The sequence below is a fragment of the Stappia stellulata genome, assembly GCF_020176715.1.
In the GTDB taxonomy this organism is placed as follows: domain Bacteria; phylum Pseudomonadota; class Alphaproteobacteria; order Rhizobiales; family Stappiaceae; genus Stappia.
Window position 1 is genome coordinate 51,614 of the sequence record NZ_JAIVMF010000018.1, and the last position, 23,402, is coordinate 75,015.

The window sequence follows — 23,402 nt, forward strand, 5'->3', positions numbered from 1 at the left end:
TCAATCACGCGTCAGGCGAAGTTCTTGGTGAAGGCTTCGACCACTGCCTTGAGGCGACCCTCGAGTTCGTCGTCGAGCGCCTTCTTCTCCCAGATCGCATCCAGGAGATCGGCATGTTCGCCACGCAGGTTGAGCAGAAGCCCTTCCTCGTAGTCACCGACCCGGTCGACCGGGATCTTGTCCAGGTAGCCGTTGACGCCGGCGTAGATCACGGCGACCTGCTCCTGGGTCTTCAGCGGCTGGAACTGGCCCTGCTTGAGAAGCTCGGTCAGACGCGCACCGCGGTTCAGCAGGCGCTGGGTCGTGGCGTCGAGGTCGGAACCGAACTGCGCGAAGGCCGCCATTTCGCGGTACTGCGCGAGCTCGCCCTTGATCTTGCCGGCAACCTGCTTCATCGCCTTGATCTGGGCCGAGGAGCCGACGCGCGACACCGAAAGGCCGACGTTCACGGCCGGGCGCACACCCTGGAAGAACAGGTCGGTCTCGAGGAAGATCTGGCCGTCGGTGATCGAGATCACGTTGGTCGGAATGAAGGCGGAGACGTCGTTGCCCTGGGTTTCGATGACCGGGAGCGCCGTCAGCGAACCGGACCCGTTGGCCTCGTTCAGCTTCGCCGAACGCTCCAGCAGACGGGAGTGCAGGTAGAACACGTCGCCCGGGAAGGCTTCACGTCCCGGCGGACGACGAAGCAGCAGGGACATCTGGCGATAGGCGACGGCCTGCTTGGACAGATCGTCATAGCCGATCACGGCATGCATGCTGTTGTCGCGGAAATACTCGCCGATGGCGGTGCCGGAGAACGGTGCGAGGAACTGGAGCGGCGCCGGATCGGAGGCCGTGGCGGCCACGATCACGGAGTACTCGAGCGCACCGGACTCTTCCAGCTGCTTCACGAACTGCGCAACGGTGGAGCGCTTCTGCCCGACCGCAACATAGATGCAGTAGAGCTTGACGTTCTCGTCGTCGGACGCATGAAGCGGCTTCTGGTTGAGGAACGTGTCGAGAAGGATCGCGGTCTTGCCGGTCTGGCGGTCACCGATGACCAGCTCGCGCTGTCCGCGACCGATCGGGATCAGGGCGTCGATCGCCTTGAGACCGGTCGACATCGGCTCATGCACCGACTTGCGCGGCAGGATGCCCGGCGCCTTGACGTCGACGCGGCGCATTTCGGTGCCTTCGATCGGCCCCTTGCCGTCGAGCGGGTTGCCGAGCGGATCGACAACGCGGCCGAGAAGACCCTTGCCGACCGGAACCTCGACGATGGCGCCGGTCCGCTTGACCGTGTCGCCTTCCGAAATGCTGCGGTCGGAGCCGAAGAGCACCACACCGACATTGTCGGTTTCCAGATTGAGCGCCATACCCTTGATGCCGCCGGGGAACTCGACCATCTCGCCGGCCTGGACATTGTCGAGGCCATAGACACGAGCGATACCATCACCCACGGAAAGCACCTGACCGACCTCGGAGACTTCGGCTTCCTGGCCGAAGTTCTTGATCTGGTCCTTGAGGATGGCGGAGATTTCCGCTGCCCGAATATCCATCAGCCGACCTCTTTCATCGCGAACTTGAGGGAATTGAGTTTCGTCTTGAGCGAAGTGTCGATCATGCGGCTGCCGACCTTGACGACAAGGCCACCGATCAGCGCAGGATCAACCTTCGCGGAGATAGTCACGACCTTGCCGGTCGCAGCGTTGAGCGCCTCTTTCAGCGAGGAAAGCTGCGCCTCTGACAAGGCATTCGCCGACACCACGTCCGCCGACACCTCGCCGCGGCGCCGCGCCACTTCGGCACGGAACGCGTCGATCATTCCCGGAACCGCGAACAGCCTGCGGTTCTTGGCGGCAAGCTTCAGGAAGCTCGCCGCAAGGCCGGTCACGCCGGCCTTGTCGAGAACGGCGGTGAGCGCCCGCAGCTGGTCGTCGGCGGAAAACACCGGGCTATGGACCAGACGACGAAGATCGTCGCTGTCCTGAAGCAGCTTCTCGAAACCGGCAAGGGCTTTCTCGACCTCCGCCACGGAGCCCTGCTCCTCTGACAAGTCGAGCAGCGCCGTCGCATAACGGGAAGCCACACCTGATATGAGAGATACGTTGTCGGTCACAGGGTCCGTGCTCTCTGAGGCGGGTTAGGCCGGAGCTCTCAGCTAGGCTGATTGCAAGGCGTTGGAAAAACTTAACATTTCGAGAAACCGGCGGACCAGCGGTCCGGCTGGTTCCCCAAAGCCGCGCTCCGATTACCACAGGGCTTTGAAGGGTGCAACATAGCCACAGGGCCCAAATGGCGGAAACCGTCCGGAAAAAGGTCTAAAGCGGACAAAGAGGCGCCTTGCCGCGCGCCCGTCACCAGAAACTTTGCGGGTCGATATCGACCTGAACGCGCAGGCCGCCGCGGGCTTTCGGGGCCTTGGCAAGCCAGCTTCGCAGCAAGCCCTGCAGATCGGTGGCCCGCGACGCCATGACGAGCAGCCGGAACCGGTGCCGGCCGCGCACCAGCGCGAGTGCTGCCTCGGCGGGACCCAGCACGGTCAACGCCGGATCGGCGGGCGCGGCGCGGGCGAGCGCGCGGGCGTGGGCGTGGGCCGCCGCCTTGTCCGGCCCGGAGACGATCAGCCCCGCAAGGCGCCCGAACGGCGGCAGGCCGGCGGCCCGTCTGGCGGCGATCTCCGCCTCGTAGAAGGCGGCGCCATCGCCGGAGGCGAGCGCCTTGATCACCGGATGGTCCGGGGCGTGGGTCTGCAGAAACCCGCGCCCGCCCCCACCAATGCGGCCGGCACGGCCCGTGACCTGGGCCAAAAGCTGATAGGTGCGCTCCGCCGCGCGCGGGTCGCCGTTCGCCAGCCCGAGATCGGCATCGACGACGCCGACCAGCCGCATCAGCGGAAAATTGTGACCCTTGGCGACCAGCTGGGTGCCGACCACGATATCGGCCCCGCCCTCCTCGATCACCCGCATCTCGCGGCGCAGCCGGTCGGGACCACCCTGAATGTCCGACGACAGCACCAGCACCCGCGCATCGGGAAAGGTCTCGGCCGCTTCCTCGGCGATGCGCTCGACGCCGGGTCCGCAGGCGACCAGCGACTGAGTGTCTCCGCAGGCCGGGCAATGATCGGGAGTCGGTTCCGTGTGGCCGCAATGGTGGCAGGCCAGCTGCTGGCGGAAACGGTGCTCCACCAGCCAGGCCGTGCAGTTCGGGCACTGGAACCGGTGCCCGCAGGAGCGACACAGGGTGAGCGGGGCGTAGCCGCGCCGGTTCAGGAACAGCAGCGACTGCCCGCCACCGGCCAAAGTCTTGGCGATCGCGGTGCGCAGCGGCGGCGACAGCCATTGCCCGCGCTCGGGCCTGTCGATGCGCAGATCGACAATCGCAATCTCCGGCAGGGGCGCGCCGCTCGCCCGCTCGGGCAGTTCGAGCTTCCTGTACCGCCCCGACAGCGCGTTGACCTGGCTTTCCACCGAGGGTGTTGCCGAGGCAAGCACGACCGGGAACCGGGAGATGTGCCCGCGGACCACTGCCATGTCGCGGGCATTGTAGGGCACGCGGTCGTCCTGCTTGTAGGCGCCGTCGTGCTCCTCATCGACGACGATCAGTCCGAGTTCGGCGAAGGGCAGGAAAAGCGCGGACCGCGCGCCGACGACGACGCGAACCGCGCCGTCAGCCACCCCGCGCCAGACGCGGGCGCGCTGCTTCGGCGTGATTTCGGAATGCCACTCCGCCGGGCGCACGGCGAACCGCCGCTCGAATCGCTCCAGGAACGCACTGGTCAGCGCAATTTCCGGGATCAGCACCAGCGCCTGCCGTCCCTGGCGCAAGGCCTCGGCAACCGCCTCCAGATAGACCTCGGTCTTGCCGGAGCCGGTGACGCCGTCGAGAAGGAACGTCTGGAAGCCCTTGCCAATGCTGTCGACCAGGGTCTCCGCCGCCCTGCCCTGCATCGGCGTCAGCACCGGCGGACCGAAGTCCGGATCCGGACGCGGCGCCGGGGGAACGGCGGGCATGGAGATAACCTCCAAAGTGCCATGCGCCAGAAGCCCGTCGATCACCGAGGCGCTGACGCCCGCGGCATGGGACAGGCCGCTCTTCGACCAGGCCATGCCGTCGGCCACCATCTCCAGCACCCGCTTGCGCGCCGGCGTCAACCGGTCGGGCGGCGCCTCTCCGGCCGCAAGCCGCACGCCGGCGACCGGCGGTTCGGGGTCAAGCGCCTCCGGCGAGCGCAGCACCATGCGCAAAACCATGCCGGGCGTTGCCAAGGTCCAGTTGGCAACCCATTCGACCAGAGCCCGCAGGTCGGGTCCAAGCGGCGGGGCCTGGTCGTAGTGATGCAGGATATCCTTCAACCGGGCGGCCGGAATTTCGGCGGCCGCCTCGCCGCCGACGATCTCCCAGACGGCGCCGATCACCTCGCGGGGGCCAAGCGGCACGCGCACGATCGCGCCGGGCTCCACGCTCATCCCCGGCGGAACCCGGTAGCTGTAGGCCATTCCGATCGCGACCGGCAGCAGCACGCGCGCCACCACCAGCGGATCGGACCCGAACAGGTCTTGCACGGCGCTTCGGGGGGGCGGATTTTCGGTCATGGATCCTTGCAGGCTGCTGCGGCGGCGCCGCGCGGGTGCGGCCGCGCGGGCGAATCGGGGCTGTCGTTGCAGGCTATCCTAGGGTATGGAAACGCACGATCGCATCAATTCCGGACCCGCGTCCGAACACGTCAGGAGAACGCGCCGCCATGAAGTTTTTCGTCGATACCGCCGATACCGGAGAGATCAAGGAGCTTGCCGCCACCGGACTGCTCGATGGCGTCACCACCAATCCGTCGCTCATCCTCAAGTCCGGCCGGCCGATGAAGGATGTCATCACCGAGATCTGCGACCTTGTCGAGGGCCCCGTCTCCGCCGAGGTGACGGCAACCGACGCTGACGCGATGATCGCGGAAGGCCGGGCGCTTGCCGGGATCGCCGACAACATCGCCATCAAGCTGCCGCTGACGCTCGACGGCCTGAAGGCCTGCCGCACGCTCACCGGCGAAGGCCATATGGTCAATGTCACGCTGTGCTTTTCGGCCAACCAGGCCCTGCTCGCCGCCAAGGCCGGCGCAACCTTCATCTCGCCCTTCATCGGCCGTCTCGACGATGTCAACGTCGACGGCATGGACCTGATCCGCGAGATGCGCATCATCTACGACAATTACGGTTTCGAGACAGAAATCCTCGCCGCCTCGATCCGCACCGCCAATCACGTCAGGGAATGCGCGCTGGTCGGTGCAGATGTCGCAACCGTCCCGCCGGCCGTGCTCAAGGGCCTGGTCAAGCACCCGCTGACCGACAAGGGCCTGGAGCAATTCCTCGCCGACTGGGCGAAGACCGGCCAGAGCATTCTGTAAAAAACCGTTTCGGGGCGGCGGGCGGACAGACCGTCTCCGCCCGTACGTCGTGATATCCTCGCGCCATGACCGACGGCGATTCGCTCCTCGTATCCGCCCGGCCCGACGTGAATGCGGCGATGGACGACTGGCTCGATCATCTCGGCTCCGAACGGCGGCTGGCCGACAAGACCCTCATCGCCTATGAGCGCGATGTGCGGCAGTTCCTGCGTTTTCTCACCAATCATCTGGGCGCACCGCCTGCCATTTCCGACCTGTCGGATCTGAAGCCTCTCGACTTTCGCGGATTCCTGGCCGAGCGGCGGCGCTCCGGCGCTGAAAGCCGGTCTCTGGCGCGCGGGCTTTCGGGGCTGCGCTCTTTCCTCGGATTCCTGGAACGGCGCGGCGAGATCAACGCCACGGCCGCTGGCGCCGTACGGGCCCCGCGCCAGCCGCGGTCCCTGCCCAAGCCCGTCTCCGCCGGCGATGCCATGACCCTGGTCGACGCCGGCAGCGGCCTGGACGAGGAGCCCTGGATCGCGGCCCGAAATGCCGCCGTGCTGACCCTGCTCTACGGCTGCGGCTTGCGCCTGTCGGAAGCCCTGTCGCTTACGGGTCGCACCGCCCCGCGCAAGGGCGCGCAAACGCTCCTGATCCGCGGCAAGGGCGGACGCGAACGCATCGTGCCGCTGCTGCCGGTGGTGAGCGAGGCCGTCGAGGCCTATCTGGCCGCCTGCCCCTATGTCCCGGAAGCCGACGGACCGCTGTTTCTCGGCGCGCGCGGCGGGCCGCTGAGCCCGCGGGTCGTGCAATATGCGATGGCGCGCATGCGCAGCGCACTCGGTCTTCCCGACAGCGCCACACCGCATGCGCTGCGCCATTCCTTTGCAACCCATCTGCTCGCCGGCGGCGGCGACCTGCGCACGATCCAGGAGCTTCTCGGCCACGCCAGCCTGTCGAGCACCCAGATCTACACGCAGGTGGATACCGCCCGCCTGCTTGAAAGCTACGACAAGGCCCATCCGCGCGGGCGCGACAGACCGCCACGCGGATGACGGGTAAGATCTGCGCCGGCACACGGTTCCGCTTGCAGTCGACACGCGAAACGATCAGACTCCGCTCATGACGGTCGGCGGTGCATTTTTCGGCGCTTCATCTGCGGTGTTCCTCGCGCTCGCGTTCTGCGCAGGCATGCTTCCCGAGCGTGCCCGGGCGCAGGATCCGTGCCGCATTCCCGAGACCGGCCACTGGGTCAATCCTTCCGCCAGAACGCAACAGATCCGCCGCATCGAGATCGAAAGCCATTGCGAAGGCGGTCGCGTGGTCGCCCGAATGCGCGCCTTCACAAAATGCTCCCCGCGTGATTGCAAATGGGGGTGGACGGAAGTGTATCGCACGTCCAACGGGCGGCTTTTCGCTCGGTTTCCGGGGTTTTTCGGGGCACGTGAGATCCAGGTGATTTCCATGGGCAACCGAATCGAGGCCCTGGTTACCATCGATCCGCATGACCCGAGAGAACCCGATTCCTTTCACGCGGCCATTCTTTCGCGCGAATAACCTCCGCTGGCCTTCAACGGCGCATGACTGGTCTCGCCGGCAAACCCGCGCTAACGTTTACGTTGCGTCATCCGCCGGCCCGGCAAATCCGCCATTGGGGGACGGCGCGTGATGTGCGCGGCCGTCCGCCGCGTCTCGCCAACGGAGGAGACCACCATGCGTATTCTGACCGGATTGACGAGTGCTGCCGCCCTGATCGCCTTCACCACTGCGCCCGCCATCGCGGAGTGCAACTGGATGAAGAGCGCACAGTCCAAGATGTCGCCTGTCGCAAGCGTGGAGATGCCGCAGTCGGATGCCATCGCCACCAACGACCTCAGCGACGACCTGGTGAAAGCCGGCGAAGCCGAGGCGAAGGCAGCGCCCCTGCTTGAGGACGAGAAAGCGGCGGATTGACCGCGCGTCTCACCGCACGGACCTGACACGACAACGCCCGCCCTTCTCGCGAAGGGCGGGCGTTTTCATTAGCCAGTGATAACCGCCGGCCGCGGCCGGACGGTTGCGCGATCGGCTGGATCAGGCGTGGATCGGCTTGGCGAAGGCGGCCATGGCGGCTTCCTTCACGGCTTCGCTCATGGTCGGATGCGCATGGCAGGTGCGCGCCAGATCCTCCGAGGAGCCGCCAAATTCCATCAGCACCGCCGCCTCGTGGATCATCTCGCCGGCGCCATGTCCGATGATATGTACGCCGAGCACCTTGTCGGTCTCCTTGTCGGCGAGAACCTTCACGAAGCCGTCGGTGTGGTTCATCGCCTTGGCGCGGCCATTGGCCATGAAAGCGAACTTGCCGACCTTGTAGTCGACGCCTTCCGCCTTCAGCTGCTCTTCCGTCTTGCCGACATCGGCGACCTCGGGGCTGGTGTAGACCACGCCCGGGATCACGCCGTAGTTCACGTGACCGGCCTGGCCGGCCAGGATTTCCGCCAGTGCCACGCCCTCGTCCTCGGCCTTATGCGCGAGCATCGGCCCGGCGATCACGTCGCCGATGGCGTAAATGCCCGGAACATTGGTCTGGTAGTGGGCATCGGTCTTGACGCGGCCGCGCTCGTCCAGTGCAACGCCGACCTCGTCGAGCCCGAGGCCCGAGGTGACCGGACGACGGCCGATCGCGACCAGCACGACGTCGGCTTCCAGCGTCTCGGCCGCTGCTTCGCCGCCGGCTGCCGGCTCGACGGTCACGGCAAGCTGCTTGCCCTTCTTCTCCACGGCGGTGACCTTGGAGGACAGATGGAAGGTCATGCCCTGCTTCTTCAGGATGCGCTGAAAATTCTTCGAAACGTCCGCGTCCATCGGGCCGAGGATCTTGTCCATGAATTCGACCACGACCACCTCGGATCCGAGGCGGCGCCAGACCGAGCCAAGCTCAAGGCCGATGACGCCGGCACCGATGACAAGAAGCTTGTTCGGAACCTTGTCGAGTTCCAGCGCGCCGGTGGAGGAGACGATCTGCTTTTCGTCGATCTCGACGCCCGGCAGCGGGGCGACATCCGATCCGGTCGCGATCACGATCGACTTGGCCTCGAGGATCGTGGTCGATCCATCCTCCGCCTTCACCTCGACGCGGCCGGCTGAGAGAATGCGCCCCATGCCGTGATGGGCGGTGATCTTGTTCTTCTTGAACAGGTAGTCGATGCCGCCGACATTGCCGTCGATGGTTTTTTGCTTGTGCGCCATCATCGCCTTGAGGTCGAGCTTAGGCTTGCCGACCTTGATGCCGAAGTTCTCGAAGCTGTGGCCGGCCTCCTCGAAGAGTTCGGAGGTGTGGAGCAGCGCCTTGGACGGGATGCAGCCGATGTTGAGGCAGGTGCCGCCATGGGTGGCGCGCTTTTCGACCACGCCGACCTTCAGGCCAAGCTGGGCCGCCTTGATGGCGCATACGTAGCCGCCAGGACCGGTTCCGATGACGAGAAGATCATAGTCTGCCATTGCAAATCGCCTCTTTGTTCGCAGCACACCGGCGTCTAGCGGCCGGCCTTCTGGAAATCGTGTTTCGCGATCGGGCCATTGCACGCCGCGACCGCCCCTGCGTGAGGAAAGCGGCTGCCGCGGGGGCGGCGATCCGCTTTCCGTCGTGTCCATTCCGGCGCCGGCCCTAACGCTCCGAAAGGGCCAAACGCAGGCCGAAACCGGCAAATGCGACGGCAACCGTGCGCCGGATCCAGTCCATCGCCCGCGCACTGCGCAAAACCCTTGCGCCAACCGCGGACGCGGACAGCCCATAAATGCAAAAGACCGCGAAGGTAATCGCCATGAACGCGGCCCCCATCTCGACCATCTGTCGGCTCGCAGACCCCGCTCCCGGCGTGATGAACTGGGGAAGAAACGCCAGAAAGAAGACCGAGAGCTTCGGGTTCAGGATGTTGATCAAAAATCCGGTGCGGGCGATCCGGACCCAGCCCGGCGGCACGTCACCCGCCCCGCGCAGCAACAGCGGCCCCGTATCGCGCAGGGTCTGCCACGCCAGACAGAGCAGATAGGCGACGCCGGCGTATTTCAACGCCTGGAACACGAGAGCGCTCGCATGAAGCAGCGCGGCCAGCCCGGCGACCGACGCGAGGATCGCCGGAACGATCCCCAGCGTACAGCCGAAGGCCGCGGCCAGGGCGCCCGCGCGCCCGCGCGCAAGTCCGGTCGCAACCGTGTAGATGACCCCGGTCCCCGGGATCATCACCACGATCAGCGCGGCTATGAGAAACTCCGTTCCCATGCGTTCTGCCCCCTCCGCGCCGGCTTGAGGTTCCTTAGAGGTCCAGCACCAGACGCTGGATGTCCTCAAGGCTTTCCTTGACGCGCACCAGGAAGGTCACCGCCTCCTTGCCGTCGACGATGCGGTGATCGTAGCTGAGCGCCAGGTACATCATCGGGCGCGCGACGATCTCGCCGTTCACCACCATCGGGCGCTCCTGGATCTTGTGCATGCCGAGGATGCCGGACTGCGGCGCATTGAGGATCGGCGAGGACATCAGCGAGCCGTAGACACCGCCGTTGGAGATGGTGAAGGTGCCGCCCTGCATGTCGGCCATGCCGAGCTTGCCGTCCCGCGCCTTGCGCCCGAGGCCGGCGATGGTCTTCTCGATCTCGGCGATCGACATCTGGTCCGCGTCGCGCACGACCGGGACCACCAGACCGCGGTCGGTGCCGACGGCGACGCCGATGTGGCAGAAGTTTTTGTAGATCACGTCGGTGCCGTCGATCTCGGCGTTGACCGCCGGAACTTCCTTCAGCGCGTGGCAGACGGCCTTGGTGAAGAAGCCCATGAACCCGAGCTTCACGCCGTGCTTCTTCTCGAAGAGGTCCTTGTACTGCTTGCGCAGCTCCATCACCGGGCCCATGTCCACCTCGTTGTAGGTGGTCAGCATGGCGGCCGTGTTCTGGGCATCCTTCAGGCGGCGCGCGATGGTCTGGCGCAGCTTGGTCATGCGCACGCGCTCCTCGCGCGGCTCGTCCTCGGCCGGCGGCGCGGCGCGTGCCGGAGCCGGCGCGGAGGCCTGCTCTGCCGACTGGGCGGTCATGCCCGAGGCGACCGCGGCGATCACGTCGCCCTTGAGCACCTGGCCGCGCTTGCCGCTGCCCGACACCTGGTCGGCGGAGACGCCCTTTTCCTGCATCATCTTGGACGCGGACGGTGCCGGCGGCATGTCGGTGCCGGAGGTCTTGGCCGGCGCCGGCGTTGCCGCGGCCTTGGCCGCAGGCGCGGTCGCAGCCGCACCGCCGCCGGGCGCGATCTTCAACAGAAGCTGCTTCGGCGTCACGGTGTCGCCGGTGGCAGCCGCGATCTCGACGACGGTGCCTGCGACCGGCGCCGGGATCTCCTGCGCGGCCTTGTCCGTCTCCAGTTCAACCAGGATGTCGTCGGCCTTCACGCTGTCGCCGACCTTGACGAACCATTCGCCGACATCGGCCTCGGTCACGCTTTCGCCGGCGGCCGGAACGACCACGTCGACGGTCTCCTGGGCGGCCTTGTCGGCCTGCTTCGGCTCTTCGGACTTCGCCTCGGCCTTGGCCTCGGACTTGGCCGCAGCCGGCTTGGCGGCAGCTCCCGCGCCTTCCTCGATCTGTCCAAGAAGCGTTCCGACCTCGACGGTGTCGCCCTCCTTGACGAGAAGGTCGCCCAGCGTCCCCGAGGCGGGGGCCGGGACCTCGACGGTCACCTTGTCGGTTTCCAGTTCCACGATCGGCTCGTCGGCGGTCACCGCGTCGCCGGGCTTCTTGTACCACTGCGCGATGGTGGCCTCGGTAACGGACTCGCCAAGGGTGGGCACTCGGATTTCGGTCGCCATGATCTCAGTCTCTTTCATCCACTGGCAGCGCGGAGACTGCATCGCTCCGCGTGCGAAACGTCGGGGCGCCATCCGCCCCCTGGCCTTGCCGCCCGCGACGCATGGCGGGGCGGAAGGTCACGAAATGCTGCAAGGGGTCCCGGCCACGGGTTGCCGGCGGCCGGGACCTCAAGGTCAATCTGCAAACGCCTCGTCGAGGAAGGCCTGCAACTGGGCCAGATGCTTGGACATCAGGCCGGTGGCGGTCGCCGCGGAGGCGGCGCGTCCGACATAGCGCGGCCGGGTGTGCTTTGCCTCGATCTGGGTCAGGACCCACTCGACATAGGACTGGATGAAGAACCAGGACCCCATGTTCTTGGGCTCTTCCTGGCACCAGACGATGTCGGCGTCCTTGAACCGGGCGAGCTCGGTGACCAGAGCCTTCGTCGGGAACGGATAGAGCTGCTCGACGCGCAGGAGATAGACGTCGTCGATGCCGCGCTTCTCGCGCTCCTCGAACAGGTCGAAATAGACCTTGCCCGAGCACAGGACGACGCGACGGATCTTCTCGTCCGCGACCAGCTTGATGCCGGCGTCTGGATCCATCTGCGCGTCGTCCCACAGCAGGCGGTGGAACGTCGAGCCGTTGGTGAACTCGTCCAGCCGGCTCACCGCACGCTTGTGACGCAGAAGCGACTTCGGCGTCATCAGGATCAGCGGCTTGCGGAAGTCGCGCTTCATCTGGCGACGCAGGATGTGGAAGTAGTTGGCCGGCGTCGTGCAGTTCGCGACCTGCATGTTGTCTTCCGCGCACATCTGCAGGAACCGCTCGAGGCGGGCGGAGGAATGCTCCGGACCCTGGCCCTCGTAGCCGTGCGGCAGCAGACACACGAGACCGGACATGCGCAGCCACTTGCGTTCGCCCGACGACAGGAACTGGTCGAAGACCACCTGCGCGCCATTGGCGAAATCGCCGAACTGGCCTTCCCAAAGGGTCAGCGCGTTCGGCTCGCTCAAGGTGTAGCCGTATTCGAAGCCGAGCACGGCCTCTTCCGAGAGCATCGAGTTGATGACCTCGTAGCGCGACTGGGTCTCGCTCAGGTGATTGAGCGGGATGAAACGGCTCTCGTCTTCCTGGTCGTAGAGGACGGAGTGACGCTGCGAGAAGGTGCCGCGCTCGCAGTCCTGTCCCGACAGGCGCACCGGATGGCCGTCGAGCAGAAGCGAGCCGAAAGCCAGCGCCTCTGCGGTTGCCCAGTCCACGCCCTGGCCGGTCTCGAACATCTTCTTGCGGTTGTCGAGGAAGCGGCGGATCGTGCGGTGCACGTTGAAGCCCTCGGGGACGCTGGTGAGCGCCTTGCCGATGCGGTCGATATCTTCGTTGGAGACGCTGGTCTGTCCGCGACGGGGATCTTCCAGATCCTTGGCCTGCTTCATGCCGGCCCACTTGCCGTCCAGCCAGTCGGCCTTGTTCGGCTTGTAGGCCTGTCCGGCCTCGAACTCGGCATCCAGACGCGCGCGGATGTCGCCGCGCATCTTTTCCAGCTCCTCGGAGGTGAGGACGCCTTCCGCGATCAGTTTTTCCGCATAGATCTGCAGCGTCGTCGGATGCTTGCGGATCTTGCGATACATGATCGGCTGGGTGAACGCCGGTTCATCGGACTCATTATGCCCGAACCGGCGGTAGCAGATCATGTCGATCACCACCGGCTTGCCGAAGAGCTGACGGAACTCCGTCGCGACCTTTGCCGCATAGACGACCGCTTCCGGATCGTCGGCATTGCAGTGGAAGATCGGCGCCTCGATCATCTTCGCCACGTCGGAAGGGTAAGGCGAGGAGCGCGAGAAGCGCGGATTGGTGGTGAAGCCGATCTGGTTGTTGATGATCACATGGATCGAACCGCCGGTGCGGTGACCGCGCAGGGACGACAGGCCAAGGCATTCGGCAACGACGCCCTGGCCGGCAAACGCGGCGTCGCCGTGCAGCAGCAGCGGCAGCACCTTGGAGCGGTCGACCTCGGTCGTCTCGATGAATCGCCCGTCGACGGCCGAAAGCTGGTCCTGCTTGGCGCGGGCCTTGCCCAGCACCACGGGATCGACGATCTCCAGATGCGAGGGGTTGGCGGTCAGCGACAGATGCACCCGGTTGCCGTCGAACTCGCGGTCCGACGAGGCGCCGAGGTGATACTTGACGTCGCCCGAGCCTTCCACGTCATCGGGCGTGAACGACCCGCCCTTGAACTCGTGGAAGATCGCCCGCAGCGGCTTGCCCATGACCTGGGAGAGTACGTTGAGGCGGCCGCGGTGGGCCATGCCCAGCACGATTTCCTCAACGCCCAGCGCGCCGCCGCGCTTGATGATCTGCTCGAGCGCGGGCAGCAGCGCCTCGCCGCCGTCCAGGCCGAAGCGCTTGGTGCCGGTGTATTTGACATCGAGGAACTTCTCGAAGCCCTCGGCCTCCAGCAGCTTGTTGAGGATCGCGCGCTTGCCCTTGGGCGTGAACTCGATTTCCTTGTCCGGCCCCTCGATGCGCTCCTGGATCCAGGCTTTCTCGGCCGGATTGGAGATATGCATGAACTCCACGCCGAGCGTGGAGCAATAGGTCCGCTTCAGGATGCCCAGCATCTCGCGGATGGTCGCGAATTCCAGGCCCAGCATGTAGTCGATGAAGATCTTGCGGTCCCAGTCCGCCTCGGTGAACCCGTAGGCCGACGGATGCAGCTCCTCGTGATCGACACGCTCTTTGAGATTGAGCGGATCGAGATCGCCGTGAAGATGGCCGCGCATGCGATAGGCGCGGATCATCATCAGCGCGCGCACGGAATCGCGCGTCTGCTGCTGGACGTCCGCATCGCTCAGCGTCTTGCCGGCGACTTCCGCCTTGGACTTGATCTTGTCGCCGAGCGCCTTTTCGACCGGCGCCCAGTTGCCGTCGAAGGCATTGACCAGGTCGCCATTGGCCGTCACCGGCCAGTCGCTGCGCTTCCAGGACGCGCCGCGCGCCTCTTTCAGCACATCGGCTTTTTCATCGGAGAGGTTTGAGAAGAAGTCACGCCAGGTCTCGTCGAGAGAGCCGGGATCTTCCTTGAAGCGCGCATAAAGATCTTCGATATACGCTGCGTTGCCGCCGTACAAAAACGACGTCATCGCGAATGCAGTGTTCGCGTCTTGCCGAGCCATCACAAAAGCGGGGTATCCCCCGCCCGCCTGTTGAGGGGAGCCCTTTCACGCAGCGCCCCAGAGAACGGATGTGGGATGGGCAGGCGCAGGGCGTGTCCCGCGCCAACCCCATTGTCAGTCCAAACAATACCATCGGTACACGGGAACGTGCCCCAAGGGAAGGTCCCGTGACCGATATGGTGCTGCGGTCACGGTTAATTTCCCGTGACCACGTGGGGTCAGCCCTTCAGAACTTCAAGAAGGGTTTCGCCAAGCTTGGCCGGGGACGGCGAGACCTTGATCCCGGCCGATTCCATGGCCTCGATCTTGTCTTCCGCGCCGCCCTTGCCGCCGGAGATCACGGCGCCGGCATGGCCCATGGTGCGGCCCGGAGGCGCCGTGCGGCCGGCGATGAAGCCCGCCATCGGCTTGGAGCGGCCCTTCTTGGCCTCGTCCTTGAGGAACTGTGCGGCCTCTTCCTCGGCCGAGCCGCCGATCTCGCCGATCATGATGATCGACTGCGTCTCGTCGTCGGCGAGGAACATCTCCAGGATGTCGATGAACTCGGTGCCCTTGACCGGATCGCCGCCGATGCCGACAGCCGTCGTCTGGCCGAGGCCGGCGTTGGAGGTCTGGAACACCGCCTCATAGGTCAGCGTGCCGGAGCGCGACACGACGCCGACCGAGCCCTTCTTGAAGATGGAGCCCGGCATGATGCCGATCTTGCACTCTTCCGGGGTCAGGACGCCGGGGCAGTTCGGCCCGAGAAGCCGCGAGTTGGACTTCTCCAGCCGGCGCTTGACCTTGACCATGTCGGCAACCGGAATGCCTTCCGTGATGCAGACGATGAAGGGGACTTCCGCGTCGATCGCCTCGATGATCGCCGCACCGGCGCCTGCCGGCGGGACGTAGATCACGGAGGCGTCCGCGCCGGTCGCTTCCTTGGCTTCGCCGACGGTGGCGAAGATCGGGAGCTCGGCCGCGCTGTCGAGACCGGACGACCAGGTCTCGCCACCCTTCTTCGGGTGCACGCCGGCGACCATCTTGGTGCCGTAATACTCAAGCGCCTGTTCGGTGTGGAACGTGCCGGTCTTGCCGGTCAGTCCCTGAACGATGACCTTGGTGTCCTTGTTGACGAGAATGGACATTATGCGCCCCCCTTCACGGCCTTGACGATCTTCTGCGCCGCGTCGTCGAGATCGTCGGCGGCGATGACGTTCAGGCCGCTCTCATTGATGATCTTCTTGCCCTGTTCCACGTTCGTGCCCTCGAGGCGCACGACGAGGGGAACCTTCAGGCCGACATCCTTCACGGCCGCGACCACGCCTTCCGCGATCACGTCGCAGCGCATGATGCCGCCGAAGATGTTGACCAGGATGCCCTTCACGTTCGGATCCGACGTGATGATCTTGAAGGCCGCGGTGACCTTTTCCTTGGAGGCGCCGCCACCGACGTCCAGGAAGTTGGCCGGCTCGGCCCCATAGAGCTTGATGATGTCCATGGTCGCCATGGCAAGGCCGGCGCCGTTCACCATGCAGCCGATGTCGCCATCGAGCGCCACATAGGCGAGGTCGTATTTGGAGGCCTCGATTTCCTTGGCGTCTTCCTCGGTCTTGTCGCGCAGTTCCATGATGTCGTCATGACGGAACAGCGCATTGCCGTCGAAGGAGACCTTGGCGTCGAGAACGCGCAGGTGCCCGTCCTTCATGACGATCAGCGGGTTGACCTCGAGCAGCGCCATGTCCTTCTCGACAAAGGCGGTGTAGAGGATCGGGAAGAGCGTCATGCCGTCGGCGCGGGCATCGCCCTCAAGCTTCAGCGCGTCGCAGAGCTTGGTCGCGTCGGCTTCGGTCACACCCGTGTCCGGGTCGATCGGCAGCGTGACGATCTTTTCCGGCGTCTCTTCGGCAACGGCCTCAATGTCCATGCCGCCTTCCGTCGAGACGACGAAGGCCGGACGACCGACGGTGCGGTCGACGAGGATGGAGAGATAGAGCTCGCTCTCGATGTCGGCGCCGTCCTCGATGTAGAGGCGGTTGACGACCTTGCCGGCGTCGCCGGTCTGCGCGGTCACCAGCGTGTTGCCGAGCATCTCGGCGGCGTGGGCCTTGACCTCGTCAATCGAGAAGGCAAGGCGAACGCCGCCCTTGGCGTCGGGGCCGAGTTCCTTGAACTTGCCCTTGCCGCGGCCGCCGGCGTGGATCTGCGACTTCACCACCCAGAGCGGGCCGGGAAGCTGCTTGGCAGCGGCCTCGGCCTCGTCGGCGGAAAAGATCGGAACGCCGTTTGCCACCGGCGCGCCAAAGGCCTTGAGCACCTGCTTGGCCTGGTATTCATGGATATTCATGCGTCACTCCCCCAGTGTCGGAGACGGTTCGCGTCATGCGAAACGGGAGGCTCGAGGCCTCCCGCATGTGTTGGTTCAGGCCAGCGCCGGCTGGATCTTCTTGCAGGCCTCGACGAGGCCGTCGACGGAGGCGACGGACTTGTCGAACATCGCCTTTTCGTCTGCGTTCATCTCGATCTCGATGACCCGCTCGACGCCATTGGCGCCGATGACGACCGGCACGCCGACGTAGGTGTTGCTGAGGCCGTACTGACCGGTCAGATGCGCGGCGCAGGGCACGACGCGCTTCTTGTCCTTCAGGTAGCTCTCGGCCATGGCGATCGCGGAAGACGCCGGGGCATAGAAGGCCGAGCCGGTCTTCAAGAGGCCGACGATCTCGGCGCCGCCGTCGCGGGTGCGCTGGACGATCTCTTCAAGACGCTCGGCCGTGCACCAGCCCATCTTGACCAGATCCGGGAGCGGAATGCCGGCAACCGTGGAGTAGCGCGTCAGCGGCACCATGGTGTCGCCGTGGCCGCCCAGCACGAAGGCCGTGACGTCTTCAACGGAGACGTCGAACTCTTCGGCGAGGAAATAGCGGAAGCGGGCGCTGTCGAGCACGCCGGCCATGCCGACGACCTTGTTCGCCGGGAGGCCGGAGAACTTCTGCAGCGCCCAGACCATCGCGTCGAGCGGGTTGGTGATGCAGATGACAAAAGCATCCGGCGCATGCGCCTTGATGCCCGCACCGACCTGCTCCATCACCTTCAGGTTGATTTCCAGAAGGTCGTCGCGGCTCATGCCCGGCTTGCGCGGCACGCCGGCGGTGACGATCACCACGTCCGAACCGGCAATCGCCTCGTAGGAGTTCGCGCCCGACAGCTTCGCGTCGAAGCCGTCGACCGGCGAGGATTCAGCAAGGTCGAGCGCCTTGCCCTGGGGCGTTCCTTCGGCAATGTCGAAGAGCACGATGTCGCCGAGTTCCTTCAGGCCGGCGAGGTGGGCGAGCGTGCCGCCAATCTGTCCCGCGCCGATCAAAGCGATCTTGTTCCGAGCCATATCCTATTGCTTCCCTTTACGTAAAATGGAGCACATACCGCATCAACGGTCGCGCATGGCGATAAACCGTTTGGCGCCGGGGCGCAAGCCAATCGAAGGGATAGGGCGTCAGGCTGCCCTATGAGTCACCTTCGCTCAGCCAGTCCTCGGACCGCATCTCGATCAGCCGGGAAACCGTGCGCTGGAACTCGAAGGATTCGGTCCCGGTCGTGGCCACATACAGCTCTTCCGGCTCCGCCTCGGCCGAGAGAACCAGCTTGTTGCGATTGTTGTAGAGCGTGTCGATCAGGTTGATGAACCGTTTGGCGGCGTTGCGCTGGGGCAGGTCCATCACCGGAACGCCCTCGATCACGAAGGTATGGTAGGACAACGCCAGGCGCTGGTAGTCGGCAGCTCCCAGCGGCCGCTCGCAAAGTTCCGCAAACGTAAACCTGGCGACGCCGGCTGCGGTGCGCGACACCGGAATGTGCCGCCCCTTGACCTCCAGCTCCTCGCTGTGGGCCTTCAGCCCATGGGTCAGCTTGCGCCACAGCTCCTCCACCCCGCGATCCGTCTCCGGTCCGAGCGGCGTCAGGTAGAGCGGGGCACCGGCGAGTTTCTCCAGCCGATAATCCGTCCGTGCGTCGAGGCAGACCACATCGACCCGGGTCTTCAGCAGCTCGACAAAGCCGAGGAAATGCCCCCGGTTGAGGCCGTCCTTGTAGAGATCGTCGGGATCGACGTTGGACGTCGCGACCACCACGACACCCTGCTCGAACAGCCGCGTGAACAAACGCCCGAGGATCATCGCGTCGGCAATGTCGGTGACGGTGAACTCGTCGAAACACAAAAGGCGCGTTTCCTGCGACAGTTCCGCGGCCACCGGGGGAATCGGATCATCGCCGGCGATCTCGCCGTCGCGGATCGCCGCGCGGACCCGGTGCACCCGCTCGTGCACATCGGCCATGAACTCGTGGAAATGCACGCGCCGCTTCTTGCGGGCGACCGCGATGTCGAAAAACAGGTCCATCAGCATGGTCTTGCCACGCCCGACCTTGCCCCAGACGTAAAGCCCCTTGGGCGTATCTTGCGCTGCGCCGCGCTTGCCGAAAAGCCAGCCGAGCGCGCTCTTTTTCGATGCGGGACCGGTTTCCGCCAGAACGGCGTTCAGCCGGTCGAGAGCGGCAACGACCTGCGCCTGGGCGGGATCGAACTCGATCTCCCCCGCCTCGATCAGCGCCTTGTAGCGCCCGTCCACCGTATGGGTGATGGCGATGCCGGACGACCGTGCGTTGGAGACCGTCATCGCCGGCAGTCCTTGCGCGCCAGCGGCGAAACGGGGCACATCGACAGGCAGGGACCTGAAATTGGATGGGCATCCGGAAGAAACGTCACGTGACCCTCGCAAGCAGCTTTTGCCATGCGGGGATAGCGCGGCGAAGGAGGCGCTGCAAGAGATTGGCGGCGAACGGGAGGCGCAATCGCGACGACGAGGCCGAAGGGACCGCGTCTATGCCCGCCCGTCGTCCTCGCAGGACGCCGGCAAAAACGCGGTATCGACCGGGACCTGTAGCCCGGTTGCCAGCCGGTTGGTCTCGCTCGCCATGCCGACGATGGCGAGAAGCTCGCCCAGTTGCCCTTCGCTCATTCCCTTGGCGCGCGCAGCGGCCGTATGCGAGCGAATGCAATATTCGCAGCCGTTGACGATGGAGACGGCCACATAGAGCATCTCCTTCGTCAGGGGATCGATCTCGCCCGGCCCCATCACCTCCTTGAGGCTGCCCCAGGTCCGTTCCAGCAAGGCCGGATCATTCGCCAGGACGCGCCAGAAGTTGTTGATAAAGTCGGTGTTGCGCGTTGCCTTGATGTCCGCGATCACGGCTGCGGAGCGCTCGGGCAGCGCGGCATCGTCCAGGACGGGCCAGATCGACATGGGATGTCTCCGAGTTCAGCGTCGGCCCCGCGCTCAGCGGAACACGGAAATCGGCGCGCCGCTGGTGGTGCGGCCGGCGAAACGCTCCGCTCCGGTCGCGTACAATTGCGCGACGGTGGCGCCGGTGTTGTCCTTGAGGATCACCTCCTTGCCCTGCAGGTCCCAGGCGGAGACGGTCTGCAGCGTCGGCGTCGCGCAGCCGCGCGAGTTGGCCCGGTAGCCGCCTTCCCAGGTGGTGAGCGTCATGAAGAGCTTGCAATTGTCGGCCCCCGAGGCCAGCGACCAGCCGCCCAGCATGTCGCTGCGCCCGATCTCGCGCGCGCCTGCGGGCGGGCCACCGGCGAGCGGATCGACGCCGGCGACCTGGGTTTCGCCGTCGAGCGGCGCGGTCCCGTCCAGCGTCTGCATGTCCTGTTGGGTCAGAGTCGGGTCGAGCGGCTCGAGCGACTGGCTGGCAACCGGCGCTGTCGGCGTCGCCGGAAGCGGCGCCGAGCGGTTGCCATAGCCGAGCCGCTGGCACCCTGCGAGCGCGAGGGTCACGCAAATGACGGCGGTCATCTGCTTGCTCAGCCGGGCCTTGCGAAGCGGGGCGGTTCCGATCATGCGCTGTTCTTCCTTGTGCTGTCCGTCCGGCAGGAATCGGTGACGCAGTCTAGCGCACCGGATTGCGGGCTGCCCATGTCGATCCTCGACGTTTATGGTGACCAAATCGTTGACGCAACCGTCAAGCTCGCCATCAAACTGCCGCAGTAAAGAGGCCAGAGTGTGAGTTCGGTCTGGGGAGACCTTCAAGGAGTGGCGCAACTCGACCAGGAGCGCCCCATGCCGCATACACCAGAAGCCGGCTCAACCGGATACTTTCGCAAGCTGACCTTTGCCGACCAGACGCGGTTTCGCGACCATCTGCTGCGCCTCGACCCCGGCGCCCGTCGCGCGCGTTTCGCCATGCCGGCGAGCGACGCCTTCCTGCGCTGCTATGCCGAGACCAGTTTTTCGCTGGACGCGGTCCTGCATGGCTACGTCGTCGACGGACATCTTCGCGCCGTGGCGGAACTGCGCCCCTGCGGCGACATCCGCACGGCGGAGGCCGCGTTTTCCGTGGAAGACATCTGCCGGCAGGCCGGTGTCGGCACGCGGCTGATGGAACTCACCCTGATCGCCGCGCGCAACCGCGGCTGCCACCGCATCTACATGAACTGCCTTGCGACCAACCGGGCCATGCAGCAGCTCGCCCGCAAGTTCACCAAGGACCTGACCTTCGAGATGGGCGACATCGTCGGCCGCATCGATCCGCGCTCGGCCTCGCCGTTCAGCCACCTGCGCGAACAGACGTCGGACGTCTTCGGCACCCTCGGCGGCTGGATCGACGGCTCGCGCGCGATGCTGCGCGGCCGCCCCTGAGGGAGGCAAGGCGCCGGCGATTGGGCACCTTGTCACGCCGATCGCCGCAAGACGCGGCGATCGGTCCCGCCGCCAGCGAATCGCATCCTGATTTCCCGCCGCAGCGTCGCGAAGGTGTCCCGGGCCTGCTGGATCGGGCTTGCCGCTTCCCGCCCGGGTGCGAGTGACCAGCACATGTGGCGGGTCGGCCCGCCCCAGATCCGGCCGGTTGCGGCCGCAACCCCCGGCGTCAGCGCAACGACGACATCCGGCGAAGGCGCATGCGGCAACGCGAACAGCTCCCAGGGCTTCGGCACAAGACCGCCGCAGGGGATGCCGTTTTCCGCCAGCACGCGCGCGGTTGCCGGGGCCAGGTGGCTGGCGGGCGCAAGGCCTGCGGAAAACGCGCGCAGGCTGCCGTCGCTGACGGCATTGAGACACGCCTCCGCCATCGGACTGAGGCCCGCATTGTCACTGCATACAAACAAGATTGTTGTCGTCATGCCAGTTCCTGCCGTTTGCGTCACGCCCCTCTTCAACCCGCGGGAAGCTGTAACGTTCCGGCAAAACGGCAGTATGACGAAACCCGGATGAGTTCCGGCGACTTCGTGACGAGATTGGGATCGCGAGCCTATCCGGCATCCGCACGCGAACCGGAAAAGCTGTCGAAGGCCGCCAGCGCTTCGGCGCCATAAATCATCGACGGGCCGCCGCCCATGTAGACGGCAACACCGATGGCTTCCATCACCTCCTCACGCGTCGCGCCGTATCGGGCGGCGGCCTTGGCGTGATAGGCGAGACAGCCGTCGCATCTGACCGTGATGCCGATGGACAGCGCGATCAGCTCCTTGGTCTTGGAATCGAGCGCGCCGGCTCCGATCGCTGAGCGGGCAATCTCGTGAAACCCCTTCGCGACACCGGGAATCCCGCTGCGAAGCTCGCCCATGCGCGCATCTGTCTGGGCGATAAAGGCATTCCAGTCACTGACGGCCATGCGTCTGTCTCCTTGGTGTGGTGATGACCTCCCAGGCCATTTTCCAAGACACAGCATCCGCCGCCCCCGCGCGCCATGCGCTGGATCAAATCCCCGGGCGCAAGGGCTGCGACCTTGACGCGGCGACGAAAAGGGCGAAAACCAGAAGCAAGAGGCAGCCAACCCGTCAGCTCAGGATATTTTCCATGCCATTCGCCATCTGGTGCGTTCTTGCGGCCGCCATCCTGCCGATCCTTTCCGCCTTCCCGGCGAAGCTGTCGAAAGACTTCGACAATGCCAATCCGCGCGACCCGGCCTACTGGAAGAGCGGATTTCGCGGCCGCGCCGCCGGCGCACAGGCGAACGGCTTCGAGGCCTTCCCGATCTTCGCGGTGGCAGTCATCGTCGGCTTGTGGCAGGGCGGCGACGCCGGCTGGATCGACCAACTCGCCGGGCTTTTCATCGGCGCGCGGCTGATCTACATCGCCTGCTACTGGAGCGACCGCGCCACCCCGCGCTCGATCGCCTGGGCCGTCGGCTTCCTGTCGAGCGTCGCGATCTTCACCAGCCCCGTGTGGAGCTGATGGAGCTCCTCGGTTCATCCGCCAGATCGCATGCGGGCATGACCGGCGACACGACTGCGGCACCCGGCTGGCGGCAAGCCGAGCGGCAGGCGGCGCGCCCCGACAATCCGTCGCTGGAAAGCCCGGACCACGTGTCGCCAGCGCCGTCTTGCCGAAACGGCGTTCACGGCAGCGCCTCCGCTGTCCCGGCCCGCTCAAGACGGGCAGCATGCACCAACCGTCCGCGCGCCGCGATCACTCTGCCCAGACGTTTGCATTCTCGGCAAAATCCGGACGCTGAGGCTTGACCACGCAGAAGCGGTGACCGCTCGGCGCCTGCATCACCACCCAGCCCTTGAGCGCCGCAACCCGCGTCGCGCCGAGCCGCTCCAGCCGCCCGACCTCCGCCTCGATGTCGTCCGTCTCGATGTCGAAATGAACGCGCGGGGCGTGATCCACGGCCTGGACCAGAACCCGGACCTCTGCCTTCGGGCCCTTGAGATCGCGGTATTTCGGATCGATCGGTTCTGACTCGCGCTCCCGTCCAAGCGCGGCTGCCCAGAACGCTTCATGCTCCGCAGCATCCTCGCCCTGACAGTCGATCACCACCACGCCCAACCGGCTCCTGTGCATCGCCTCGTCTCCAAATTGAAAATGAACAAAACACGAACATTCGAGCACATCGCAGGGTTGAACGCAAGCCCTGCGCACAGCAAAAAGCCGCCCCGAGGGGCGGCTCAGACTGCTGACAAACCCCTGGCTTTGGCCGGGGGTTTTTGATTCATTGTTTTTATGTTGAAGAAGCCCGGCCCGGATCAGACAGCGCTCGAGATGGTGACGCTTGAGCAGCTTGTT

General features: G+C 65.6%; 22 protein-coding genes. 6 read left to right on the top strand and 16 right to left on the bottom strand.

Translation table 11 applies throughout. From position 1 onward, the window contains the following. Nucleotides 1–11 precede the first annotated feature (11 nt). The 3 genes from atpA to LC092_RS17810 all read right to left on the bottom strand — a co-directional run bounded on the left by atpA (nt 12) and on the right by LC092_RS17810 (nt 4,577). On the bottom strand, nt 12–1,541 hold the full coding sequence (gene atpA / locus LC092_RS17800) for a F0F1 ATP synthase subunit alpha (RefSeq protein WP_224808726.1): 1,530 nt from the start codon (nt 1,539–1,541) through the stop codon (nt 12–14). Beyond that, on the bottom strand, nt 1,541–2,101 hold the full coding sequence (locus tag LC092_RS17805; protein WP_224808727.1) for a F0F1 ATP synthase subunit delta: 561 nt from the start codon (nt 2,099–2,101) through the stop codon (nt 1,541–1,543). The genes atpA and LC092_RS17805 overlap by 1 nt, the downstream gene beginning before the upstream one ends. A 238-nt stretch (nt 2,102–2,339) precedes the next feature. Next, nucleotides 2,340–4,577, bottom strand: a complete 2,238-nt coding sequence (locus LC092_RS17810; protein WP_224808728.1) for a primosomal protein N' — start codon at nt 4,575–4,577, stop codon at nt 2,340–2,342. A gap of 149 nt (nt 4,578–4,726) precedes the next feature. Between LC092_RS17810 and fsa the strand changes: the two genes are divergently transcribed. The 4 genes from fsa to LC092_RS17830 all read left to right on the top strand — a co-directional run bounded on the left by fsa (nt 4,727) and on the right by LC092_RS17830 (nt 7,312). Beyond that, nucleotides 4,727–5,380, top strand: coding sequence for a fructose-6-phosphate aldolase (gene fsa / locus LC092_RS17815; protein ID WP_224808729.1), 654 nt, complete (start codon nt 4,727–4,729; stop codon nt 5,378–5,380). 65 nt (nt 5,381–5,445) lie between these two features. Further along, nucleotides 5,446–6,414, top strand: a complete 969-nt coding sequence (locus tag LC092_RS17820) for a tyrosine recombinase XerC (RefSeq protein WP_224808730.1) — start codon at nt 5,446–5,448, stop codon at nt 6,412–6,414. Nucleotides 6,415–6,481: 67 nt separating this feature from the next. Next, nucleotides 6,482–6,916 carry a hypothetical protein gene (locus tag LC092_RS17825; protein WP_224808731.1) on the top strand — a complete coding sequence of 145 codons (435 nt, stop codon included), beginning with the start codon at nt 6,482–6,484 and terminating at the stop codon, nt 6,914–6,916. Between the two features lie 156 nt (nt 6,917–7,072). After that, the gene (locus LC092_RS17830; RefSeq protein WP_224808732.1) at nt 7,073–7,312 is read left to right on the top strand and encodes a hypothetical protein; all 240 of its coding nucleotides are present in this window, start codon (nt 7,073–7,075) and stop codon (nt 7,310–7,312) included. A gap of 120 nt (nt 7,313–7,432) precedes the next feature. Here LC092_RS17830 and lpdA read toward each other — a convergent pair whose 3' ends face one another. The 10 genes from lpdA to LC092_RS17880 all read right to left on the bottom strand — a co-directional run bounded on the left by lpdA (nt 7,433) and on the right by LC092_RS17880 (nt 20,234). Continuing rightward, nucleotides 7,433–8,842, bottom strand: a complete 1,410-nt coding sequence (gene lpdA, locus LC092_RS17835; protein WP_224808734.1) for a dihydrolipoyl dehydrogenase — start codon at nt 8,840–8,842, stop codon at nt 7,433–7,435. A gap of 166 nt (nt 8,843–9,008) precedes the next feature. Then, nucleotides 9,009–9,623, bottom strand: coding sequence for a LysE family translocator (locus LC092_RS17840; protein ID WP_224808736.1), 615 nt, complete (start codon nt 9,621–9,623; stop codon nt 9,009–9,011). Between the two features lie 34 nt (nt 9,624–9,657). Continuing rightward, a complete protein-coding gene (gene odhB, locus LC092_RS17845) occupies nt 9,658–11,196 on the bottom strand; it encodes a 2-oxoglutarate dehydrogenase complex dihydrolipoyllysine-residue succinyltransferase (RefSeq protein ID WP_224808738.1) in 1,539 nt (512 codons plus the stop codon). A 174-nt stretch (nt 11,197–11,370) separates the two neighbouring features. After that, nucleotides 11,371–14,355, bottom strand: a complete 2,985-nt coding sequence (locus LC092_RS17850; protein WP_224808754.1) for a 2-oxoglutarate dehydrogenase E1 component — start codon at nt 14,353–14,355, stop codon at nt 11,371–11,373. A gap of 218 nt (nt 14,356–14,573) precedes the next feature. Further along, on the bottom strand, nt 14,574–15,482 hold the full coding sequence (sucD, locus tag LC092_RS17855; RefSeq protein ID WP_224808740.1) for a succinate--CoA ligase subunit alpha: 909 nt from the start codon (nt 15,480–15,482) through the stop codon (nt 14,574–14,576). Next, on the bottom strand, nt 15,482–16,681 hold the full coding sequence (gene sucC, locus LC092_RS17860) for an ADP-forming succinate--CoA ligase subunit beta (RefSeq protein ID WP_224808742.1): 1,200 nt from the start codon (nt 16,679–16,681) through the stop codon (nt 15,482–15,484). Before sucC ends, sucD begins: the two co-directional genes overlap by 1 nt. A 75-nt stretch (nt 16,682–16,756) precedes the next feature. Further along, nucleotides 16,757–17,719 carry a malate dehydrogenase gene (mdh, locus tag LC092_RS17865; RefSeq protein ID WP_224808744.1) on the bottom strand — a complete coding sequence of 321 codons (963 nt, stop codon included), beginning with the start codon at nt 17,717–17,719 and terminating at the stop codon, nt 16,757–16,759. 118 nt (nt 17,720–17,837) lie between these two features. Continuing rightward, nucleotides 17,838–19,004: a cell division protein ZapE gene (zapE, locus tag LC092_RS17870; RefSeq protein WP_224808746.1), complete on the bottom strand. Its 1,167-nt coding sequence runs from the start codon at nt 19,002–19,004 to the stop codon at nt 17,838–17,840. Nucleotides 19,005–19,208: 204 nt separating this feature from the next. Next, nucleotides 19,209–19,631, bottom strand: a complete 423-nt coding sequence (locus LC092_RS17875; RefSeq protein ID WP_224808747.1) for a carboxymuconolactone decarboxylase family protein — start codon at nt 19,629–19,631, stop codon at nt 19,209–19,211. A gap of 33 nt (nt 19,632–19,664) precedes the next feature. Beyond that, complete coding sequence (locus tag LC092_RS17880) at nt 19,665–20,234, bottom strand: protease inhibitor Inh/omp19 family protein (RefSeq protein WP_224808748.1); 570 nt, start codon at nt 20,232–20,234, stop codon at nt 19,665–19,667. A 219-nt stretch (nt 20,235–20,453) separates the two neighbouring features. Between LC092_RS17880 and LC092_RS17885 the strand changes: the two genes are divergently transcribed. Then, entirely contained in the window at nt 20,454–21,032 is a 579-nt protein-coding gene (locus tag LC092_RS17885) for a GNAT family N-acetyltransferase (protein ID WP_224808749.1), read from the top strand. Between the two features lie 32 nt (nt 21,033–21,064). Here the strand turns inward: LC092_RS17885 and LC092_RS17890 are convergent, their stop codons facing one another. Both LC092_RS17890 and LC092_RS17895 read right to left on the bottom strand, forming a co-directional pair. Then, nucleotides 21,065–21,514 (bottom strand): low molecular weight phosphatase family protein, encoded by a 450-nt coding sequence (locus LC092_RS17890; RefSeq protein ID WP_224808750.1) that lies wholly within the window; start codon nt 21,512–21,514, stop codon nt 21,065–21,067. 128 nt (nt 21,515–21,642) lie between these two features. Continuing rightward, nucleotides 21,643–22,005: a carboxymuconolactone decarboxylase family protein gene (locus LC092_RS17895; RefSeq protein ID WP_224808751.1), complete on the bottom strand. Its 363-nt coding sequence runs from the start codon at nt 22,003–22,005 to the stop codon at nt 21,643–21,645. Between the two features lie 185 nt (nt 22,006–22,190). On the opposite strand from LC092_RS17895, the gene LC092_RS17900 reads away from it, so the two are divergent. Then, complete coding sequence (locus LC092_RS17900) at nt 22,191–22,568, top strand: MAPEG family protein (protein WP_224808752.1); 378 nt, start codon at nt 22,191–22,193, stop codon at nt 22,566–22,568. Between the two features lie 234 nt (nt 22,569–22,802). On the opposite strand, the gene LC092_RS17905 is transcribed toward LC092_RS17900, so the two are convergent. After that, a partial coding sequence (locus LC092_RS17905) for a VOC family protein (RefSeq protein WP_224808753.1) occupies nt 22,803–23,402 on the bottom strand: 600 nt, incomplete at its 5' end.

What these genes read in the sequence shown, in the direction of transcription:
- atpA (WP_224808726.1), bottom strand. Translation starts at nt 1,541, where the DNA reads ATGGATATTCGGGCAGCGGAAATCTCCGCCATCCTCAAGGACCAGATC.
- LC092_RS17810 (WP_224808728.1), bottom strand. Translation starts at nt 4,577, where the DNA reads ATGACCGAAAATCCGCCCCCCCGAAGCGCCGTGCAAGACCTGTTCGGG.
- fsa (WP_224808729.1), top strand. Translation starts at nt 4,727, where the DNA reads ATGAAGTTTTTCGTCGATACCGCCGATACCGGAGAGATCAAGGAGCTT.
- LC092_RS17820 (WP_224808730.1), top strand. Translation starts at nt 5,446, where the DNA reads ATGACCGACGGCGATTCGCTCCTCGTATCCGCCCGGCCCGACGTGAAT.
- LC092_RS17825 (WP_224808731.1), top strand. Translation starts at nt 6,482, where the DNA reads ATGACGGTCGGCGGTGCATTTTTCGGCGCTTCATCTGCGGTGTTCCTC.
- LC092_RS17830 (WP_224808732.1), top strand. Translation starts at nt 7,073, where the DNA reads ATGCGTATTCTGACCGGATTGACGAGTGCTGCCGCCCTGATCGCCTTC.
- lpdA (WP_224808734.1), bottom strand. Translation starts at nt 8,842, where the DNA reads ATGGCAGACTATGATCTTCTCGTCATCGGAACCGGTCCTGGCGGCTAC.
- LC092_RS17840 (WP_224808736.1), bottom strand. Translation starts at nt 9,623, where the DNA reads ATGGGAACGGAGTTTCTCATAGCCGCGCTGATCGTGGTGATGATCCCG.
- odhB (WP_224808738.1), bottom strand. Translation starts at nt 11,196, where the DNA reads ATGGCGACCGAAATCCGAGTGCCCACCCTTGGCGAGTCCGTTACCGAG.
- LC092_RS17850 (WP_224808754.1), bottom strand. Translation starts at nt 14,355, where the DNA reads ATGGCTCGGCAAGACGCGAACACTGCATTCGCGATGACGTCGTTTTTG.
- sucD (WP_224808740.1), bottom strand. Translation starts at nt 15,482, where the DNA reads ATGTCCATTCTCGTCAACAAGGACACCAAGGTCATCGTTCAGGGACTG.
- sucC (WP_224808742.1), bottom strand. Translation starts at nt 16,681, where the DNA reads ATGAATATCCATGAATACCAGGCCAAGCAGGTGCTCAAGGCCTTTGGC.
- mdh (WP_224808744.1), bottom strand. Translation starts at nt 17,719, where the DNA reads ATGGCTCGGAACAAGATCGCTTTGATCGGCGCGGGACAGATTGGCGGC.
- zapE (WP_224808746.1), bottom strand. Translation starts at nt 19,004, where the DNA reads ATGACGGTCTCCAACGCACGGTCGTCCGGCATCGCCATCACCCATACG.
- LC092_RS17875 (WP_224808747.1), bottom strand. Translation starts at nt 19,631, where the DNA reads ATGTCGATCTGGCCCGTCCTGGACGATGCCGCGCTGCCCGAGCGCTCC.
- LC092_RS17880 (WP_224808748.1), bottom strand. Translation starts at nt 20,234, where the DNA reads ATGATCGGAACCGCCCCGCTTCGCAAGGCCCGGCTGAGCAAGCAGATG.
- LC092_RS17885 (WP_224808749.1), top strand. Translation starts at nt 20,454, where the DNA reads ATGCCGCATACACCAGAAGCCGGCTCAACCGGATACTTTCGCAAGCTG.
- LC092_RS17890 (WP_224808750.1), bottom strand. Translation starts at nt 21,514, where the DNA reads ATGACGACAACAATCTTGTTTGTATGCAGTGACAATGCGGGCCTCAGT.
- LC092_RS17895 (WP_224808751.1), bottom strand. Translation starts at nt 22,005, where the DNA reads ATGGCCGTCAGTGACTGGAATGCCTTTATCGCCCAGACAGATGCGCGC.
- LC092_RS17900 (WP_224808752.1), top strand. Translation starts at nt 22,191, where the DNA reads ATGCCATTCGCCATCTGGTGCGTTCTTGCGGCCGCCATCCTGCCGATC.